This is a genomic window from Streptomyces sp. R33 (assembly GCF_041200175.1).
Taxonomy (GTDB): Bacteria; Actinomycetota; Actinomycetes; order Streptomycetales; family Streptomycetaceae; genus Streptomyces; species Streptomyces katrae_B.
Map to the genome: position 1 here is coordinate 97,623 of NZ_CP165728.1, position 19,443 is coordinate 117,065.

20 protein-coding genes are annotated in these 19,443 nt (G+C 70.2%); 14 read left to right on the top strand and 6 right to left on the bottom strand.

Going from position 1 to position 19,443, the window contains the following annotated elements:
- The first annotated feature begins 34 nt into the window (after positions 1-34).
- The 3 genes from AB5J51_RS40815 (at position 35) to AB5J51_RS40825 (ending at position 2,079) form a co-directional block, all read left to right on the top strand.
- The gene (locus AB5J51_RS40815) at positions 35-637 is read left to right on the top strand and encodes a dihydrofolate reductase family protein (protein WP_133900135.1); all 603 of its coding nucleotides are present in this window, start codon (positions 35-37) and stop codon (positions 635-637) included.
- 65 nt (positions 638-702) lie between these two features.
- Positions 703-1,485 carry a VOC family protein gene (locus AB5J51_RS40820; protein ID WP_369780501.1) on the top strand — a complete coding sequence of 261 codons (783 nt, stop codon included), beginning with the start codon at positions 703-705 and terminating at the stop codon, positions 1,483-1,485.
- Positions 1,486-1,617: 132 nt separating this feature from the next.
- Positions 1,618-2,079: a nuclear transport factor 2 family protein gene (locus tag AB5J51_RS40825; protein WP_369780502.1), complete on the top strand. Its 462-nt coding sequence runs from the start codon at positions 1,618-1,620 to the stop codon at positions 2,077-2,079.
- Positions 2,080-2,197: 118 nt separating this feature from the next.
- On the opposite strand, the gene AB5J51_RS40830 is transcribed toward AB5J51_RS40825, so the two are convergent.
- Entirely contained in the window at positions 2,198-2,530 is a 333-nt protein-coding gene (locus AB5J51_RS40830) for a hypothetical protein (protein ID WP_199828089.1), read from the bottom strand.
- A 29-nt stretch (positions 2,531-2,559) separates the two neighbouring features.
- Positions 2,560-3,468 carry an acetylglutamate kinase gene (gene argB, locus AB5J51_RS40835; protein ID WP_369780503.1) on the bottom strand — a complete coding sequence of 303 codons (909 nt, stop codon included), beginning with the start codon at positions 3,466-3,468 and terminating at the stop codon, positions 2,560-2,562.
- 431 nt (positions 3,469-3,899) lie between these two features.
- Between argB and AB5J51_RS40840 the strand changes: the two genes are divergently transcribed.
- Positions 3,900-4,121 (top strand): MbtH family protein, encoded by a 222-nt coding sequence (locus AB5J51_RS40840; protein ID WP_053788244.1) that lies wholly within the window; start codon positions 3,900-3,902, stop codon positions 4,119-4,121.
- Positions 4,122-4,163: 42 nt separating this feature from the next.
- Here AB5J51_RS40840 and AB5J51_RS40845 read toward each other — a convergent pair whose 3' ends face one another.
- Entirely contained in the window at positions 4,164-5,519 is a 1,356-nt protein-coding gene (locus AB5J51_RS40845; RefSeq protein ID WP_053788243.1) for a lysine N(6)-hydroxylase/L-ornithine N(5)-oxygenase family protein, read from the bottom strand.
- Positions 5,520-5,835: 316 nt separating this feature from the next.
- Here AB5J51_RS40845 and AB5J51_RS40850 point away from each other — a divergent pair, with 316 nt between their 5' ends.
- Positions 5,836-6,480, top strand: coding sequence for an FMN-binding negative transcriptional regulator (locus tag AB5J51_RS40850; RefSeq protein ID WP_053788242.1), 645 nt, complete (start codon positions 5,836-5,838; stop codon positions 6,478-6,480).
- Positions 6,481-6,507: 27 nt separating this feature from the next.
- Here AB5J51_RS40850 and AB5J51_RS40855 read toward each other — a convergent pair whose 3' ends face one another.
- Positions 6,508-7,206, bottom strand: coding sequence for an LmbU family transcriptional regulator (locus AB5J51_RS40855; RefSeq protein ID WP_369780504.1), 699 nt, complete (start codon positions 7,204-7,206; stop codon positions 6,508-6,510).
- A gap of 348 nt (positions 7,207-7,554) precedes the next feature.
- Between AB5J51_RS40855 and AB5J51_RS40860 the strand changes: the two genes are divergently transcribed.
- From AB5J51_RS40860 to AB5J51_RS40875, 4 genes are all read left to right on the top strand, one after another.
- Positions 7,555-8,727: a serine hydrolase gene (locus AB5J51_RS40860; protein WP_168724360.1), complete on the top strand. Its 1,173-nt coding sequence runs from the start codon at positions 7,555-7,557 to the stop codon at positions 8,725-8,727.
- Between the two features lie 227 nt (positions 8,728-8,954).
- On the top strand, positions 8,955-9,983 hold the full coding sequence (argC, locus tag AB5J51_RS40865; RefSeq protein WP_133900131.1) for an N-acetyl-gamma-glutamyl-phosphate reductase: 1,029 nt from the start codon (positions 8,955-8,957) through the stop codon (positions 9,981-9,983).
- Entirely contained in the window at positions 9,980-11,131 is a 1,152-nt protein-coding gene (gene argJ / locus AB5J51_RS40870; RefSeq protein ID WP_053788239.1) for a bifunctional glutamate N-acetyltransferase/amino-acid acetyltransferase ArgJ, read from the top strand. The genes argC and argJ overlap by 4 nt, the downstream gene beginning before the upstream one ends.
- A 70-nt stretch (positions 11,132-11,201) precedes the next feature.
- Positions 11,202-12,431, top strand: a complete 1,230-nt coding sequence (locus tag AB5J51_RS40875; protein WP_369780505.1) for an acetylornithine transaminase — start codon at positions 11,202-11,204, stop codon at positions 12,429-12,431.
- A 28-nt stretch (positions 12,432-12,459) separates the two neighbouring features.
- On the opposite strand, the gene AB5J51_RS40880 is transcribed toward AB5J51_RS40875, so the two are convergent.
- On the bottom strand, positions 12,460-13,461 hold the full coding sequence (locus AB5J51_RS40880) for a BTAD domain-containing putative transcriptional regulator (protein ID WP_369780506.1): 1,002 nt from the start codon (positions 13,459-13,461) through the stop codon (positions 12,460-12,462).
- Positions 13,462-13,539: 78 nt separating this feature from the next.
- The gene (locus tag AB5J51_RS40885) at positions 13,540-14,289 is read right to left on the bottom strand and encodes a thioesterase II family protein (RefSeq protein WP_133900127.1); all 750 of its coding nucleotides are present in this window, start codon (positions 14,287-14,289) and stop codon (positions 13,540-13,542) included.
- Positions 14,290-14,997: 708 nt separating this feature from the next.
- Between AB5J51_RS40885 and AB5J51_RS40890 the strand changes: the two genes are divergently transcribed.
- From AB5J51_RS40890 to AB5J51_RS40910, 5 genes are all read left to right on the top strand, one after another.
- On the top strand, positions 14,998-15,213 hold the full coding sequence (locus tag AB5J51_RS40890; RefSeq protein WP_030301348.1) for an MbtH family protein: 216 nt from the start codon (positions 14,998-15,000) through the stop codon (positions 15,211-15,213).
- Positions 15,214-15,343: 130 nt separating this feature from the next.
- Positions 15,344-16,054 (top strand): LmbU family transcriptional regulator, encoded by a 711-nt coding sequence (locus AB5J51_RS40895; RefSeq protein WP_053788235.1) that lies wholly within the window; start codon positions 15,344-15,346, stop codon positions 16,052-16,054.
- Between the two features lie 94 nt (positions 16,055-16,148).
- Entirely contained in the window at positions 16,149-17,732 is a 1,584-nt protein-coding gene (locus AB5J51_RS40900; protein ID WP_053788234.1) for an amino acid adenylation domain-containing protein, read from the top strand.
- A 14-nt stretch (positions 17,733-17,746) separates the two neighbouring features.
- Positions 17,747-17,998, top strand: coding sequence for an acyl carrier protein (locus AB5J51_RS40905; protein ID WP_369780507.1), 252 nt, complete (start codon positions 17,747-17,749; stop codon positions 17,996-17,998).
- A gap of 232 nt (positions 17,999-18,230) precedes the next feature.
- A complete protein-coding gene (locus tag AB5J51_RS40910; RefSeq protein WP_053788233.1) occupies positions 18,231-19,418 on the top strand; it encodes an NAD(P)/FAD-dependent oxidoreductase in 1,188 nt (395 codons plus the stop codon).
- Positions 19,419-19,443 lie beyond the last annotated feature (25 nt).

A 19,443-nucleotide genomic window follows, 5' to 3' on the forward strand; every position in this document is an offset into this window, starting at 1 on the left:
CCATCGCAAAATTATCCCGAGTGAACGGAACTGGATGCGCAAGCTCACCTACTTCGTCGGCACCTCCATCGACGGCTTCATCGCCGCCCCTGACGGCAGCTTCGACTTCCTCATGGCGCACGTCACCGAGGACTACGTGCCGCACCTGGCCGCCGAGTACCCGGACACCCTCCCGACCGCGGGCCGCGCCGCCCTCGGTGTCGCCGAGGACGTGCCCAACACCCGCTTCGACACCGTGCTCATGGGCCGCGGCACCTACGCCCCGGGCCTGTCCGCCGGCCTCTCCAGCCCGTACGCCCACCTGCGGCAGATCGTGCTCTCCCGTTCGCTCACCACCAGCCCGGACCCGGCCGTCGAGGTGACCGCCGAGGACCCGGTCGCCCTGGTCCGCAAGCTCAAGCAGGAGGACGGGCTCGGGATCTGGCTCTGCGGCGGCGCCGACCTGGCCGGCCAGCTGTTCCCCGAGATCGACGAGCTGATCGTCAAGCAGTACCCGGTCGTGGCCGGTGCCGGCATCCCGCTCTTCCGCGCCGGTTTCTCGCCGCGCACCTTCCGCCTCACGGACAGCCACGTGTTCGAGAGCGGAAACCTCATCCTCACCTACACGAGGGCCGCCGACGAGAGCAGCGCCGGCTGAGCACCCGTGCACGTGATGCAGCGCCCGGACCCGACGCGGCCGACCCGGCAGGAGACCCCTTGAACGTGACCGCCTCCACCCTGTCCCTCACCGTCGCCGACGTGGCCGCCTCCCGCGACTTCTTCTGCACGCACCTCGGCTATGCGGTCGCCATGGCCGCCGACGGCTTCGCGTCCCTGACCCGCGGCGAGGATGCCGCCGCCGACATCGTGCTGCTGCGACGCGGCAGCGAAGTGCTCCCGGCCGAACAGCGCGACCGGCACGCCACCGGCCTGATCTTCGCGCTCACCGTCACCGGCATCGAAGCCGAGGAGCGGCGCCTGCGCGAGGCCGGAGCCCCGGTCACCATGCCGCTGCGCGAAGAACCCTGGGGCGAGCGGCTGTTCCAGCTGACCGACCCGAACGGAATCGTCGTCCAGCTCGTCGAATGGGCCACCCCCGACGAGCCTGCACAGAAGACCGAGGAGGACCCCGCCATGCTCGTGATCACCCCCACCGCCGAGAACGTCACCGAGTCCCCGAACGCCCGCATGACCGGCCTGGCCGCTCCCAGCCGCGGCAGTACGGAACTCAGTACCTGGACCGTCGCGATGGAGGCCGGCCGGAGCGGCCCCGAGCACTCCGTCAGCCGCGAGCAGGTCTGGACGGTGACCGCCGGCGTCCTCGAGGTCACCTGCGGCGGCCGCACCGAGAAGGTCGCCGCCGGCCAGACCCTCGTCCTGCCGCCGGAAGTGCTCCGGCAGGTCCACGCCCCGCAGGCGGCCGAGGCCCACGTCGTGATGCGCGCAGACGGCGTGGTCCGCGTGCCCGGCACCGAGGACACCCGTGTGCTGCCCTGGGCCCGGTGACAGCGCCGCGCCGGACCGGTCCCTCGGGCACTCCCGCCGCCGGCGGGAGTGCTTGAGGAGTTTTTGAAGGATGCTCGATCCGAGCCTCAAAGACTGTCCGTACCGAGTACGGACTCCCTGGAGGCTTGGATCATGACCGTCGAGATGGTGGCCACCGCCGGACGTACGCTCCAGGGCCAGGAGTTCGCCGCCCTGTACGCGGAGGCGCAGCAGTTCTACGCGCTCCAGATGCAGATCCTCGACGCACACGACACCGGGCTGTGGGCGCAGACGTTCACCGAGGACGCCGTCCTCGAACTGCCCTCCCTGCCCGAGCCGGTGCCTGCCCGCGCCGGGCTCACCCGCCACGAGCGCGCCGGCGCGGCCGCGCAGCGGCGGGCCGGCAGCCCCCTCAGCCACTGGGTCGGCATGCTCGACGTACAGCCCCGGGCGGACGGCTCGCTGCACACCCGCTGCTCGGCCCTGGTGTACGCCACGCCGGACGGAGGCGGCTCCAAGGTCCTGTACGTGTGCGTCATGGAGGACGTCCTGATCCGCAGCCGCGGCGGGTGGCTCATCGCGCACCGCCGGGTGATCCGTGACGACCTGGCCTGAGCCACTGTCGTGACACGGCGTCATAAGGCGTCGAGGGGCCACCGCCGAACCGGCGGTGGCCCCTTCCAGGGGTCGCGGCGTTAACGGCGTTAACGCCGTTAACGGTTCCGGCCGGAGCTCAGGACAGGCTGGTGAACGCGGCGAAGACGTCGTCGAGTTCGTGCGTGTGCACGGTGAGCGACTCGGAGGTGATCGCCGCCGCGTCGAGGACCGCGAGCACGGCCCGCAGGGTCTCGATACCGGCGTCGGCGGGGATCTGGAGGGTGAGCGTCTCCGGGTCGCTCCACGCATCGCCGAGGCCCGGGCCCGATCCGGCGCCGAAGGCGGCGCCGGCCCGTTCGAGGGTGATCGCATCGGCGAACCGCAGGCGGACGAGACCGTCGGGCGGTCCGCTCCGGGGCGGACCTGAGGGGGGCGGGACCACGGTGAGCTCCCCGGGTGTGCGTGTCACGGGCACCGCCCTCGCCTTCGCTCGATCGCTCACCGCAGGATCTCCGCCTCGTCCGGGTCCGGCACGATCACCGTGCCGACCCCCTCGTCGGTGAACATCTGGAGGAGGACCGAGTGCGGGACCCGCCCGTCGATCACCCGGGCCGCGCCCACCCCGCCCCGCACGGCGTTCAGGCAACCGGTCATCTTGGGCACCATGCCGTCGCTCAGCTCCGGCAGGAGCTTCTCCAGCTCGCAGGCCGTGAGCCGCTCGATGACCTCGTCGCTGTGCGGCCAGCCCGCGTACAGACCCGCGACGTCCGTCAGCATGACGAGCGCCTCGGCGCGCAGCGCGGTCGCGAGCGCCGCCGCCGCGGTGTCGGCGTTGACGTTGTAGACCAGGCCGTCCTCGGCGCTGCGCGCGAGCGGCGAAACCACCGGGATCCGGCCGTCCGCCAGCAGGCTCTCCAGAGCACCGGTGTTCACGCGGGTGACGTCGCCCACCCTGCCGACGTCCACCGGTTCCCCGTCGATCCACGGCACGTGCCGCACCGCGGTGATGGTGTCCGCGTCCTCGCCGGTCATGCCGACGGCGAGCGGGCCGAAGCGGTTGATCAGCCCGACCAGCTCGCGCTGCACCTGGCCGGCGAGGACCATCCGTACGACGTCCATCGCGGCCGGCGAGGTGACGCGCAGTCCGGCTCTGAACTCGCGTTGCAGGCCCCGCCGTGCGAGCTCGGCATCGATCTGGGGGCCTCCTCCGTGCACCACCACGGGCCGCAGCCCGGCATAGCGCAGGAAGACGATGTCACGGGCGAAGGCCGCCGTGAGGTCCTCGTTGACCATGGCGTGTCCGCCCAGCTTGATGACGACCGTACGGCCCTGGTGGCGGGCCAGCCAGGGCAGGGCGTCGCCGACGGACTGGGCCTTGGCCATGGCCGGGTGCATGCTGGCGGTCATACACGACTCCTTCTGTGGAAGACCCCGGCCACGGGGCCGGGCCCCGATGGGCCGGTGGACGTGCGCTCGAGAACGGCACGAAAACACTTGGCTGCGCTGCGGGCTTTTGGGAAGGTGAATATATTTCGGCCCGAGCTCTGTTCGTTCTGCAATCATCGCGCGCGGACGCGGGCCAACGGAAGCGGATTCCCGTCGACTCGAGCGAAAAGGCGACCGATTCTGCCACATAGATGTGTCCGCTTTCGGGACACGTCCTGTCAACAGGACAGTGGACGGCAGATATCGAGGTAATGGGTCCCGCAGGTCTCCACGGGGTTCCCGAACGGTGCATGATCTGGCTTGGCGGTCTCGCCAACTCCATCCCACCGATGGATGATGATTCATTTTCTGCTTGAAAGTGAATCGTGGACGGCTTGAATTGGAGTGGATTGATGAGCAGCAACCCGTTCGACGACGCCGACGGCCGGTTCTACGTTCTCGTGAACGACGAGCAGCAGCACTCGCTGTGGCCCTCGTTCACCGAGGTTCCCGCCGGCTGGCGCATCGTGTTCGGCGAGGAGAGCCGCGACAAGTGCCTCACGTACGTGGAGGACAAGTGGACCGACCTGCGGCCGCAGAGCCTGCGGGACGCGATGGTCGCCGACGCCGCGTGAGCTGACCGGGCACGGCCCGGAACCGCCGTGGGGTGTGCCGTCTCAGGCGGCCGAGGACGCCTCCGCCACGGGGTGGTTGAGGTCCAGCTCCCGCTCGGTGCGCCGCAGCACGATCGAATCGGCGATCTCGCCGCTGCGTACCGCGATGTTCGACAACAGGGACGACGACATGCCGTGGGTGTGCTCGGTGCCGCCCTGGAGATACACGCCGCAGGTCAGTCCCGATGCGGTGACCAGGCGGTAGTCGCGCTCCACCCGGTGCCTGCCCGCCGCGTCGCGCTGGAAGTGCTGGTCGAAGTCACCGAGCAGGCGGGCCGGGTCCAGGCCGTCGTAGCCGGTGGCGAACACGATCGCGTCGACCGCCAGCTCCTCCGTCCGGTCGTCGAGCAGCGAGTGCAGGACCACCCGCGCCCCGCTTCCGACGCGTTCGACCTCGGCGACCCGGGTGAGGTTGCGGAAGTGCAGCCGCTGGTCGCCGCCGCGCACCTGCTCCTCGTACGAGCGCTGGTACAGGGCCCGGATGACGTCGGCGTCGACCACCGAATAGTTGGTGTTGCGGTGGTAGCGCCAGAACGCGTCCCGTGCCCGCTCGGTGCCGAAGTAGTACTCGTCGACCGCGTCGGGGTCGAACACCTGGTTGGCGAACGGGGTGTCGTCGGCGACGGAGTAGCCGTACGACGGGATGACCGCGGAGACCTGGGCGTGCGGCAGCGAGTCGTAGAGGAACCGGGTGATCTCGGCCGCGCTCTGGCCGGCGCCGACCACCATCACGCTCTTGAGGTCGCCCGGGGCCCGGGTGTTGAACTTGCTCAGGAACTCCGAGCTGTGCCACACCCGCTCGTCGGACGTCACACCTTCCGGCAGGCGCGGCACCAGACCCGTCGAGATGGTCACGTTGCGTGCGGTGACCACGCTGGTGGTTCCGTCGCCGCTGCGCACCTCGATCTCGAGGAGGTTGGGCGTCGACGACCCGGCTTCGGTGACGGGCCGGATCGAGGTGACCTCGGCACCGTAGGTGACCTTGTCGCGCAGGCCCGCGGCCGCCCACTCCAGGTACTGGTGGAATTCGTGCCGGGTCGGGAAGAAGTCCTGGTTGTTCACGAACTGCACGAGCCGGTTGGAGGCGTGCAGATACGAGATGAAGCTGAACCGGGACATCGGATTCCTGAAGGTCGCGAGGTCCTTGAGGAATGAAATCTGCATGGTCGTCGACGGCAGCAGCATGTTCCGGTGCCAGCCGAACGAGGGCTGTCGCTCGAAGAAATGGGACTTGACCGGATGCTGCGGAGCGCTCGCCCCGTGCTCCTCCAAGGCGATCGCGAGCGACATGTTGGACGGGCCGAACCCGATACCGACCACGTCGTAGATCTCTTGGTTGCGCCTGCCAGTTATGCCCATAGAAATTTCTCCCGCTTGCGTCTGGAAAACTCGGCCGGTGGCCCGAGAGACCGTTCTGCAGTGTTGCTCCCGAGGGTATCTCAAGGCAACTTGAAGACGGCCTGAAGACTGTTTTGAGGGCTTCTCGAGGTGCTCGATAATCCGAAGGCTTTGTCCTGTCGACGGGACGGCGATATGGTCGGCGCGGATTATCAAGATCTCCGCGCGGCGCGGCCGGTGGCCGATGGCCCATGTGTCCTGTGTCCGGAGTAATGCGATCAGTCATGCCCTGAGCCAGGGTCATGCCCTGAGCCAATTGTTGAAAGGGTGTATCCGAATGTTCGTGCCCAGCTCTTACCGCGAACCGGACAGTTCGTGGATGGTGGACCTGATCCGTGGTAATCCATTGGCGCTCGCGGTGGCCAATGGCAGCCCCGAGAACGGTCCGTTCGCCACGCACCTCCCGGTCATCTTCGACCCCGAGACGTCCGGCGACTGGTCCGGCGAGCTGCCGGGGGCCACGCTGCTCGGACACATGAACCGGGCGAACCCGCACTGGTCGGCGCTGGAGACGGGCGGCGTGCTGCTGCTGACGTTCACCGGTCCGCACTCCTACGTGTCGCCCACGGTGTACCAGAAGACGCCGGCCGCCCCGACCTGGAACTTCACCGCGGTGCACGTCCGGGGCGTGGTGGAGAAGATCGACTCGATGGACGAGACGCTGGGTGTGGTGGAGTCCACCGTGCGCGCCTTCGAGGGGCGGTTCGGCAACGGCTGGGACATGACCGAGTCGCTCGGCTACTTCCGCAAGATCGCGCCCGCCGTGGGTGCCTTCCGCTTCACGGTGACCGGGGCCGAGGGCATGTTCAAGCTCAGCCAGGAGCAGCCGGACGAGGTGCGCGACCGCGTGCAGGAGTCGTTCGCGCAGAGCGCGTGCACGTACAAGCGCGAGACCGCCGGCCTGATGAGCCAGCTGTCCTGACGCGCCGAAGGCCTCGGCGCCGGGGACTCAGGCGCTGACGGCCACGGGCCGGGTCTGCTCGGCGAGGTCGTCCAGGGCGCTCGCGGCCGCGCTGTCCAGCGTGGTCATCACCCACTGCTCGAAGTCGACGCCGAGCTGCTCCGCGGCCTTGTGCCACCACTGGACACGGCTGCCGGGAACCTCCAGGCGGCGGCTCGGCTCGGTGGGGGTGCGGGGCAGCTGCCCGCCCTGGCGCTCGGCTCGGATGGCGCCGCGCAGCTGCTTGGTGGTCCACTGCCCCTGCTCGGCGCGGTCGAGCCAGCGGTCCTGGTCCTCGACGGGCATGGAGGCCAGCTCGGCGTGGTGCTGGAAGCTCAGGGTGGGCCGGCGCCGGGTGAAGTCGAAGCGCCGTGCTACCCATGCATAGTTGCGCAGGGTCTGGTACGAGAGGCCGACGGCCTGGATCCCGCGCTGGTACCGGTCGGTGTAGTGGTCCTTGCCGTACCTCAGCCAGTCGCCCAGCCACCAGGAGGACGAGTCGAGGACGCCGGCGAGCTGGCGCCCGGCCCGCTCCCACTCGTCGTAGGCCATCCCGGTCGGCATCTGCAGGCCCACCTTGGTCGTCAGCACCTGGCCCCGGCGCGGCGCGGTCCCCGCAGTGCGCGGCTGTCTTGCCGGGGGTTGCGGGGGAGGGGCTGCCGGGCCGCCATGCGACCCTGCGGTCAGACCGGCCTGACGTGCCATCATGCCTCCATCAGAAGGGTGTACATAACCGGCGAGAAGCTTCCCGGCGCGGGCTGGAGCGGTACCGGAGCGGCGTTCGAACGGCCGCCCGGCTGTCCCGTCGACAGGACGGCCCGACCGCACGTCCGATTCCGGCCGGAATTCATTGCCGACGGCGGCTCGATTTCCCGCCCGATTCTGCGACTTCGACCCATTCATGAGCCTGTTGCAGGCATGCGCTTAAATCGGCCGTCTGAATGTCGAAAAAGAACCAGTGGGCAGGTATTTTCATGCCGTGGTTCGACTTCGCCGACGGACCGCACCAGTACGGCATCAGCGAAATTCAGACGACCTTCAGGACGGGGAATCACGATGACGATACGGAAGAGGCCAGGGGCCGGCGTGGTCGGTATCGCGGCACTCGCGCTCATGGCCACCGCCTTCACGGGTCCCGCCCAGGCGGCGGAGGACACGGCCCCCAAGGTGGCCGGCCACGAGGCGACGCAGCGTGCGATCGACGCGGCCGTCGCGGCCGGCATCCCCGGCATCACGGTCGAAGCGCGGGACGCCAACGGGGTCTGGAAGTCGGCGTCGGGCGTGGGCAACCTGAACACGGGTGCACCGCGTGGCAAGAACGACCGGTTCCGTGTCGGGCACGTCACCGCCACCTTCGTGGCGACGGTCCTCCTCCAGATGGAGGCCGAGAAGAAGCTCAGCCTCGACGACACCGTGGACCGCCACCTGCCGGGCGTGGTGACGGGCAACGGCAACGACGGCCGCGCGATCACCGTACGGCAGCTCCTCAACCACACCAGCGGCCTGCCCGACTACTTCGCCGACGCCGACTACGTCTCGACGTACGTCCTGGGCGACGGCTACCTCCAGCACCGCTACGAGACCATGCCGCACAAGAAGCGCGTGGAGGTGGCCCTCGCGCACGCGCCGGCGTTCCAGCCCGGAGCCCGGCACGGGTTCTCCAACACCAACGACGTCCTGTCCGCGATGATCGTCGAGAAGGTCGGCGGCAAGCGGTACGAGGACGAGGTGCGCAAGCGCATCATCGAGCCCCTGGGGCTCACGGCGACGTCCAACCCCGGCAACGGCGTCAACCTGCCCCAGCCGAGCGGCCGCGCCTACTCCAAGCTCTTCTTCCAGACGCAGCCGGACAAGATCGACGACGTCACCGAGGTCAACGGGTCGCAGACCTGGGGCAACCTCGACATCATCTCCAGTGCGGCCGATCTGAACCGGTTCTACAGCGCCCTGATGCGCGGCAAGCTGCTGCCGGCGAAGCAGCTGGCGGAGATGAAGACGACCGTCGTCAACCCCGACTTCCCGCTCTCGTCCTACGGCCTCGGCCTCGAGCGGCTGACGCTGGGCTGCGGCACCACCATCTGGTACCGCGACGGAGGCACGGTGGGCTGGCTCTCGCTGGTCGCCACCACCGAGGACGCCGGCCACCAGCTCACGTTCAACTACAACAGTGACTGGCGACCGGACGACCTCCTCGCCATCCTCAACGCCGAGTACTGCACCGCGCCTTAGGGCTCACGCCGAGGCAGGTCACGAGAGCGCCCTCCCCGACCGCGACACCCGGCGACACCAGCACGCCGGCCCGCACCGCGAGACGTTGGCGTGGTGCGGGCCCGGCAGCCGTGCGCCGTGCCTTCGAGCCGCATTCGATTCCGAGGCTGTCGTATGTACGGCGAATGCGATGGGTGACGGAGCCCGGATCGCGTGCGAAGGACATGTGTGTCACATCGGGAGGGTTCATGACAGTGCGTGCAGCCGTGGCGGGGGCAAGTGGATATGCGGGGGGCGAGCTCCTACGCCTGCTCCTGGCCCATCCTGAAGTGGAGATCGGTGCCCTGACCGGGCATTCCAGCGCGGGACAGCGCCTCGGCGCGCTGCAGCCGCACCTGGCTCCGCTGGCCGATCGGGAGGTCCGGCCCACCACGGCCGACGTCCTCAAGGGACACGACGTGGTGTTCCTCGCCCTCCCGCACGGCCAGTCCGCCGCCGTCGCGGAGCAGCTGGGCGACGACACGCTCGTCATCGACTGCGGCGCGGACTTCCGCCTCGCGGACGCGGACGACTGGGAGAGGTTCTACGGCACGCCGCACGCGGGCACCTGGCCCTACGGTCTGCCCGAACTGCCCGGCGCCCGCGCCGCGCTGGCCGGCACCCGGCGCATCGCGGTGCCGGGCTGCTACCCGACCTCGGTCCTGCTGGCCCTCTTCCCCGCGTACGCGGCGGGACTGGCCGAACCCGAGGCCGTGGTCGTCGCGGCGTCCGGCACGTCCGGCGCCGGCAAGGCGCCCAGGGCGGACCTGCTCGGCAGCGAGGTCATGGGCTCCATGCGGCCGTACGGCGTGGGCGGCGGCCACCGGCACACCCCCGAGATGGTGCAGTACCTCAGCGCCGCGGCGGGTCACCGGGTCGCCGTCTCCTTCACCCCGACCCTGGCCCCCATGCCGCGCGGCATCCTCGCCACCTGCTCCGCCGCGGCGCGGCCCGGGGTCGGCGCGCAGGACGTACGGGCCGCGTACGAGAAGGCGCTGGCCGACGAACCGTTCGTACGGCTGTTGCCCGAGGGGCAGTGGCCCAGCACCGCGGCCGTGTACGGGTCGAACGCCGCGCAGATCCAGGTGGCCCTCGACCCGGCCGTCGGCCGGATCATCGCGATCAGCGCCATCGACAACCTCACCAAGGGCACCGCGGGCGGTGCCGTCCAGAGCATGAACGCAGCCTTCGGCCTGCCCGAGGGCCTGGGGCTTTCCACGATCGGAGTCGCACCGTGAGCGTCACCGCAGCACGAGGCTTCACGGCGGCGGGCATCGCCGCAGGAATCAAGCAGAACGGCAACCGGGACCTGGCTCTCGTCGTCAACACCGGGCCGCGCTGCGCCGCGGCCGGCGTCTTCACGTCCAACCGCGTGCAGGCCGCCCCCGTCCAGTGGTCCCGGCAGATCCTCGCGGACGGCAGGATCCGCGCGGTCGTGCTCAACTCCGGCGGCGCCAACGCCTGCACCGGGCCGCAGGGCTTCCAGGACACGTACGCCACCGCCGAGAAGGCCGCCGAGCGGCTGGGCCTGGACGCGGCGGACGTGGCGGTCTGTTCCACCGGGCTCATCGGCGTGCCGCTGCCCATGGACCGGATCCTGGCCGGCGTCGAGAGCGCCGTCACCCGGCTCTCCGAGTCCGGCGGCGAGGACGCGGCAGTCGCCGTCATGACCACCGACACGGTGCACAAGACGGCCGCCGTCACCCGGGGCGCGTGGACCGTCGGCGGCATGGCCAAGGGCGCGGGGATGCTCGCCCCGGGGCTCGCAACGATGCTCGTCGTCCTCACCACGGACGCCGATCTGGACAGCGCAGCCCTGGACCGGGCGCTGCGGGACGCCACCCGTTCCACCTTCGACCGGGTCGACTCCGACGGCTGCATGTCCACCAACGACACCGTCCTGCTGCTGTCCTCCGGGTCCTCCGAAGTCACCCCGGACCACGCCGAGTTCGCCGAGGCCGTCCACACGGTCTGCGCCGACCTGGCCCGGCAGCTCATCGGGGACGCCGAGGGCGCCAGCAAGGAGATCCGCATCGAGGTCGTGGGCGCCGCGAGCGAGGACGACGCCGTCGAGGTGGGCCGCTCCGTCGCCCGCAACAACCTCCTCAAGTGCGCCATCCACGGCGAGGACCCCAACTGGGGCCGCGTCCTGTCCGCCATCGGCACCACCTCCGCCGCCTTCGAGCCCGATCAGCTGGGCGTCGCCATCAACGGCGTGTGGGTCTGCAAGAACGGATCGGTGGGCGAGGACCGCACGCTGGTGGACATGACCGGCCGCGAGGTCGGCATCACGGTGGACCTCGCCGCGGGCACGGACTCCGCCGTCATCTGGGCCAACGACCTCACCGCCGAGTACGTCCACGAGAACAGCGAGTACGCCTCATGAGCGCTTCCGCGCCTCATGAGGGCTGCCTGTACGCAGTGAACAACGACGTGAGCTTCGAGGGAGCGACGGCATGAGCAAAGGCGCGGACACGGCGGACCTGACCGGGGCGGGCAACGCGGCGCTGACCCGCCGCTGGCAGGGCGTCATGATGGACAACTTCGGCACCCCCCTGCTGCCCCTGGTCCGGGGCGAGGGCACGCGGGTCTGGGACGCGGAGGGCAACGAGTACCTCGACTTCGTCGGCGGTATCGCGGTCAACTCGCTCGGCCACGCGCACCCCGCGGTCGTACGGGCCGTGTCCGAGCAGGTCGCCTCACTCGGACACGTCTCGAACCTGTTCATGGCCGAACCGACCGTGCGCCTCGCCGAGCGCCTGCTGCAGATCGCCGGACGCCCGGGCCGGGTCTACTTCTCCAACTCCGGCGCCGAGGCCAACGAGGCGGCCTTCAAGATCGGCAGGCTCACCGGTCGCACGCACATGGTGTCGGCCGTCGGCGGCTTCCACGGCCGCACCATGGGGGCCCTGGCCCTCACCGGCCAGCCCGCCAAGCAGCGGCCCTTCCATCCGCTGCCGGGCGACGTCAGCCACGTGCCGTACGGGGACGTGGAGGCCTTGCGCGCCGCCGTCACCCCGCACACGGCCATGGTGATGCTGGAACCCCTGCAGGGGGAGAACGGCGTGGTCGTGCCTCCGCCCGGCTACCTGCGGGCCGCCCGCGAGATCACCGCGGCGACCGGCACCCTCCTCGTCCTGGACGAGATCCAGACCGGCATCGGGCGCACGGGCCGCTGGTTCGCGGCCGAGGCCGAAGGCGTCGAGGCGGACGTCGTCACCCTCGCCAAGGGCCTGGGCGGCGGTCTGCCCATCGGCGCGACGCTCGCCTTCGGCGCGGCCGCGGAGCTGCTCACGCCCGGCGCGCACGGCTCCACCTTCAGCGGGAACCCCGTGGTGTGCGCGGGCGCCCTCGCCGTACTGGACACCATCGAGCGGACGGGCCTCCTCGACCACGTGACCTGGACGGGGGAGCGGCTGCGGCGCGGCCTGGAGACCCTGGGTCACCCGCTGGTGCGCGAGGTCCGCGGCGCCGGCCTGCTGCTGGGCGTCGTGCTCGACGGAGCGTTCGCGGCTCAGGTGCAGCAGGCGGCCCAGGACAAGGGCGTCCTGGTGAACGCGGTGATGCCGGACGTCATCCGGCTCGCCCCGCCGCTGAACGTGTCGGACCGTGAGGTGGACACGTTCCTCGACAGCTTCCGGGAGGCCCTGTCCGAAGCCCTCGGCGAGGTGCTGACGGCGGCCTGACCCCCGGGCCCTGATCGACAAGACGCCCCTACGCGAGCCCCGCGCCGGCGGTCACCCGCTGCGCGGTGCTCGCCGTCAGCTCGTTGAAGCGGGACAGCAGCTGGTTCTGCTCCTGCTGCAGCCGCTCGATGCGGCGGTGCAGACGGGCTATCTCCTCGCAGAGGGGGAGCACCGCGTCGTCGGCCGTCAGGTCCGGCTCCACGGCCACCGGCTCCGCCGGAACCGGGCCGGCCGGGCGGGGGCCCGCCGCCGCGGCGAGGGCCGGGTCGTGGTGGAGGATCGCCTCCATCAGACCGCGCAGAGCGGGGCCGGGCTCGACCCCGAGTTCGCGCACCAGGCGGTTGCGCGCCCGTTCGTACACGCGCAGCGCCTCCGCCTGCCGGCCGCACCGGTACAGGGCGACCATCAGCAGGTCGTAGAACCGCTCCCGCACGGGATGGTCGGTGGTGAGCTCCACCAGCTCGCCGGTGATCTCGCCGTGGCGCCCGGTGCGCAGGTACGCGTCGTACATCATCTCCAGCGCGGTCAGCCGGTGTTCCTCGAGCTGGGCCGCCTTGCCCGCGCAGATGTCGCCGAGCACGCTGCCCTCCAGAGCCGGGCCGCGCCACAGCGACAGCGCCCGGCGCAGCAGCTCACCGGCCTGCTCCGGGTCGCCGGGCAGGATCCGCCGGGCCTCGTCGGTCAGGTGCTGGAAGCGCGCGGCGTCCGTCTCGACGGGCGCGAGCTGCAGGGTGTAGCCGCGCGAGGTGGTCACGATCCACGGGTGCTGTACGTGCTGTTCGACGCTGCGGCTCTCCACCCCGGACAGCAGCCGGCGCAGCCGGGCCACATGGAGCTGCAGTGCGTTCTCCGCGTTGGCGGGCGGGTGCTCGCCCCACAGCTCGTCGATGAGCCGCTGTACGGAGACGTTGTGCCCGGCCTTCACCACCAGTGCCCCCAGCAGCGCACGCTGCTTGGCACCTGTGGGAACGATCCGCAGACCGGTCCGTTCGTCCTGGACTTCCACGAGACCGAGCAGGCGGAACTCCATCTCATCCCCTCACACACGCTGGCATCTCAGTCAGTTGCAGGAGTCGGGCGGCCACGCGATGGCGGTTCACCGAAGGGTTCAGGAGGTGCGCATCGCGCCCGCCGCGGTGAGCGCAGCGGTCGCGTCCCGTTCGATCTGCCGCAGCAGCGGCCCGGGATCGTCCTGGAAGTAGAAATGACCGCCGTCGAAGACGCGCAGGCCCAGGAAGTGCTCGGTGTGCTCTTCCCAGCCGGTCATTCGCGCCGGTGAAGCGGAGTGGTCCTCGCCGCCCGCGTACGCGGACAGCGCCACGGGCAGCGGACCGGCGCCGGGAGCGGGGCTCCAGGTCTCCACCAGGCGCAGGTCGGCCCGGATGACCGGTTCGAACAGGGCCCAGAGGTCGGGGTCGTCGAACACCGCGTCGGGCGTGCCGCCGAGCAGCTTCAGACGCGTGCGCAGCTCGGCGTCGGGCAGCTGGTGGTACCGGTTCTTCGGGCCCGCGATCTGGGGTGCGGTGCGTGCGGAGACACCGATCCACACCGGCAGCGGCAGGCCCCGGTCGACGGCCCGCCGGGTGATCTCGTACGTGAGGAGGGCGCCCATGCTGTGCCCGAAGAGGGCGTACGGGCTCCCCGTCAGCCCGGGCTCGATGAGGCGCAGCAGGTGGTCGGCGAGGAGGCCGGCGTCCGCGATCTGCGGCTGGTCGAGGAGGAGGCCGTGGCCCGGGGCGTCGAGCAGCGTCACCTCCCACGTGTCCGGCAGCTCGGCGGGCCAGTGGCGGTACAGCAGGTGCGAGCCCCCCGCGTGGTGCAGGACGAACAGGCGCAAGGCAGGTCGTGTGCCGTCCATCTCTCTCCCTCCGATCGGCCGCGCGTCCTCGGACCATAGAGCGCTGCAAGACCGGCAGGGCGCGGGCACCAGCGGGGCTCCGCCGCCGGTGCGGCGTCTCTTGAGCGATCCTCCGACGGCGCGGCGCGGACCCGGGGCGGCAGGCATCGGGGAGGGAGCGGGCGCCCGTCGGCGATTGGCCTGAAACCCCGCGCGGGACTGCGGCGAGGTCCGTGCGGATCTCGAGCGGTTCGCCACCGTGAGCGGCGAAGACCGGCCCGGACGTACGCACAGACCTCCGCCGCCCGGCCGCTCGAGCGGACCTTGACCGGGTCTCAAAAGGGCCGTGGATACAGTGGCGGCAAGTCGGCTACCGGCAACGCGGGCAGCCAAGCCCGTACGACGACCGCGGCCCGACGGGCCGGGGTCCCGCGCCACCGCTCGAACCGGAGCGGCCAGCGGACGGGCCGATCGGCTGCCGTACGTTCTCATCCCAGGACGTGAGGCAGCCGGTCTCCCATGAATCCGGTGGGGCGCAGCGGACGACCGGGAGGTCGGCCCGCCCGCCGCCCTGGTACCGCTGACGGACGAGTCCTCACGGTGACGCGGCAACGCCGGGGTCGCCACCGATGCCGGGTGTCCCGCCGACCGGACAACGCCGATCGGCGGACCGGCGCCTGGGCCATCTCCAACTCAGAGTCACCCCATGACAGTTAAGGACGGTGCCAGTTGAGCACGAACCCCTTCGACGACGAGAACGGCCGCTTCCACGTCGTCGTCAATGACGAGGAGCAGCACTCCCTGTGGCCCGCGTTCGCCGAGGTGCCCGCCGGCTGGCGGGTGGTCTTCGGTGAGGCTGCCAGGTCCGAGTGCCTGCAGTACGTCGAGCAGAACTGGACCGACCTGCGCCCCAAGAGCCTGCGCGAGGCCATGGCAGCGGGCTGATCGCCGCTCTGATGCTCGTGCGCCGGCGCAGTGGAACGACAGTGACCGCCGCCCGGGTGCTCGGCAGGGCGACCGGGTGTACGCCCAGGCAAACACTCTGAGTGGGGAGATGAAGGTTGTGAGCGGCGCTGTGAGGACCGCCAGCAGATACAAGGCGGGGCCGGGGGGCAACAGCGGTGAGCCCGCGCAACGGGACGCGGTCCTGTCGTTCGTGGGGTCGCAGGCCAAGGTGCAGAAGTCGGGGATGGTCTTCCCGGAGAACCTGTCGGAGCGGTCCTGGGAGCAGATCGGGACCAACCTGCGCGAGCTCGTGAACTCCTCCGCGTGGTGGCTCGCCGACTGGATGAGCTACGGGGAGGCCACCTACGGGTGGCGGCGGTACAAGGAGGCGATCGAGCGCACGGGCCTCGACTACCAGACCTTGCGCAACTACGCCTGGGTGGGCCGGCGGTTCGAGCACCACCGCAGGCGGGACAGCCTCAGCTTCGCCCACCACGCCGAGGTGGCCCGCCTGTCGCCGCCGGAGCAGGACTACTGGCTGCGCAAGGCCGAGCAGCAGAAGTGGTCGCGCAACGAACTCCGCAGGTCGGTCCGCGCCAGCCTGGCCGTGCAGAGCGATACGACCGAGGTCCCCGCGGGCAGCGGCGACGAGAAGCAAGAGGTACCCCGGCTGGCCGACTCGGCGGCCGCCGAACGGCGCCAGCAGAAGCGCACCACGCTCACCATCGAGCTGTCCGCAGGCCAGCTGGAGTACTACTCGAAGACGGCCGCCGCGCACGGTCTGACCGTCGACAAGTGGGTGGCCCAGTTGCTCGAAACCGCCGATCGCCGGACCGCCTAGAGGCGCATCGCCCCACTGTGCCGGCCACCGCCCCGTTCCCGGCGGTGTGCCGGCGGCTCGTCCGACCGGACACCTCTCACATCGGAGTCAGTTGATGATCCTTCAGGGAAAGCGGGTCGCCCTGCCCTCGGCGCCCGTCGTCCACAAGCAGTTCGAGGCGAACGTGGCGGCGGCGCCCGACGCCGTCGCCGTCTTCTGGGCCGGCCAGGAGCTGACGTACGCAGAGCTGGACGTGAAGGCGAATCGTTTCGCCCATTTCCTCGCCGAGCGCGGACACGGCCGCGGTGCGAAGGTCGGCGTCTGTCTCGACTACTCGATCGACATGCTCGTGGCCATCCTCGGCACGCTGAAGGCGGGCGCGGCCTACGTGCCGTTCGACCCGGCCTACCCGGCGGCGCGGCTCCAGCTGCTGCTGGGCCAGGTGCCCGACCTCGCCCTGATCGTCGCCTCCCCGGCCACGGCCGACATGGTCGAGTCGGCGGACGTCGACGTCATCGACCTCGAGCAGCTCGCCGACGGCCTGGCGGCCCTCCCGGCGACCGCCCCCGAGGTCACCGTCACGGGCGACGACATCTGCTACGCGGTCTTCACGTCCGGCTCGACCGGTACGCCGAAGCTGACCGCGGTGCGGCACGAGGGCTGGTTCAACCTGATGAACTGGCTGAAGCTCGAGTACGGCCTGCACAGCGGGTCGAACCACCTGGTCGTCAGCGCCTTCGGGTTCGACCTCTCCCAGCGCAGCCTGATGACGCCGCTGTTCGTCGGCGCCACCCAGAACCTGATGGCGACCCGCAACTTCGACGCCATGATGGCCTACCGCCTGCTCCGTGAGCGCGACGTGCGCGTGGTGCACTGCGCCTCCAGCACGCTGTACCTGCTGGTGGACTGGGAGACCGCACGCGGCGGCGACGTCCTCAGCCGGCTCGACTACGTGCTCTTCGGCGGCGAGGCCCTGAAGGTGGAGCGGCTCACGGACTGGGCGCGGCGCGAGGGCAACACCTGCACCCTCCTGCACCAGTACGGCGTCGCCGAGTGCACGGACGTCGCGACCTCGTACGACCTGGCCGCCTACCGGCCCGGCGAGCACGACGTCCCGCCGGTCGGCAAGCCGGCCTACAACACCGACATCCACCTCGTCGACGAGGACCTGCGCGGTGTCGCGCCGGGGGAGCAGGGCGAGATCTGCATCGCCGGGGCCAGCGTCGGCGCGGGCTACCTCAACAACGGTCCCGAGAACGCCAAGTTCACGACGATCGAGGTCGACGGCGAGCCGCTGCGGGTCTACCGCACGGGCGACCGCGGCCACGTGAACGAGGCCGGCGAGCTCATCGTCCTCGGCCGGATCGACGCCCAGGTGAAGGTGCGCGGCATGCGCATCGACCCCACCGACATCGAGCGCGCGCTCGCCCGGCTGGCCGGGGTCCGCGAGGCCGCCGTGGCCATCACGTACACCGACGCCGGCGAGGCCGAGCTGATCGCGTTCATCGTCCCGGTGGCGGACGCCCCCGCCGACGACGACCTGCGCACCGGCCTCCTGGAGACGCTGCCGCGGAACATGGTGCCGGCCAAATTCGTGAACGTCCCGCTGCTTCCGCTCAGCCCGCACGGGAAAGTCGACCGCGTCGCGCTGGTCGATGCATACCGGAAGCAGTTCGCCGACAGCGGCATTGCCGCATAGTCGGCGGACTTTTGATGACAACCGAGAGGGCTGTGATGATCGCCGACAGCGTGCGCGCCATTTGGTGCCGGGAACTCCAGCAGGACGACATATCGGTCGACGACGATTTCTTCGCCCTGGGCGGCCAGTCTTTGATCATGGTCAGGATTCAGGGTGCTTTCATGGACGAGTTGGGCGTCGAGGTCCCGATGGACCAGATGTTCCTCAACTCGACGGTGGCGTCGATCTCTGCGTACATCGAATCGCTGGGTGCCCCGACCCGGTAAATCCAGGCGTGGTTGATGCCCTGCCGTGTCTCGCCGGCGAGACACGGCACGGCATCGGCATGTATTTACCGCGCTGGTTCTATTATCCCGCTAGTTCATATCGGCTAGCATCGCATTCATGCTCGGCAGCGGTTATTCGGTCCGCTGCGCCGATAGCGCGCTCAATCACAAGGGATTTCCGGTTGCTGCCGCGTTGGGCCAAAAACTACCTGGTAAGAGAGGCGGAGGCGCCATGTACGACGTGATTGTCATCGGTGCCCGTTGTGCGGGCTCGCCGACGGCCATGCTATTCGCGCAGCAGGGTTATCGAGTGCTGCTCCTGGAGAAAGCGCGATTCCCTCAGGACACGCTGTCCTCGCACTACCTGCACATGCAGGGCGTGGCCCTGATGAACCGGTGGGGACTGCTCGACAAGCTCCGTGACGCGGGCTGCCGGCCGATCACCAAGCAGGTCTACGAGGGCCCCGGCGTCCGCATCGAGGGCTTCTCCCTGCCGATGGACGGCCTGACGGAGACGTACGCCCCGCGGCGCTTCGTGCTCGACCCGATCCTCGCGGAAGGCGCCGTCGAGGCCGGCGTCGAGTTCCAGGAGGGCTGCGCCGTCAACGACCTGCTGTTCGAGGACGGCCGGGTCGTCGGCGTGCGGTACACCACGCCCGGCGGCGCGGAGGCGACGGAGCGGGCCCGCCTGGTCGTCGGCGCGGACGGCATGCGCTCGCTGGTGGCCCGCAAGGTCGGCGCGGAGAACGTCATCGAGCACCCGCGGCTGACCTGCACCTACTACAGCTACTGGGCCGGGGTTCCCTCGGACTTCGAGCTGTACGAGCAGCCGGGCCGCTGGATCGGCGTGCTGCCGACCAACAACGACCTCACGCTCCTCATGGCCTACTTCCCGCAGGCGGACTTCGGCGCGGTCCGCAAGGCGGTCGAACCCGCCTACCTCGACGCCTTCCGCACGACGGCGCCCGAGCTGTGGGAGCGCATGCAGTCGGGCGAGCGCGTGGAGCAGCTGTACGGCACGGGCCACCAGGACAACTACTTCCGCAAGGCCTACGGGCCCGGGTGGGCGCTGGTCGGCGACGCGGTGAACCACAAGGACTCCATCACCGCCCGCGGCATCACCGAGGCCTTCGTCCAGGCCCAGAACCTCACCGACTTCATCGGCGACGGCCTGCACGACGACGACAAGCTCAAGTCCGCGCTGCGGCGCTACGAGAACGAGCTGAGCAACGAGGCCCTCAACCACTACCAGGGCGCGCTCAACGTCGCCGAGCTCAAGCCCGAGGGCCGGGTCGACATGCTGCGGAAGCTGGTCGGCCACCAGGAGCACATCGACCGGTACTTCTCGACGCTGTCGGGGGCGTGCTCCATCGACGACTTCTACAACGACGAACTTCTGACCCTGCTCGACCAGAGCTGAGTGACGACTTGCTCCCTGGTTCCGC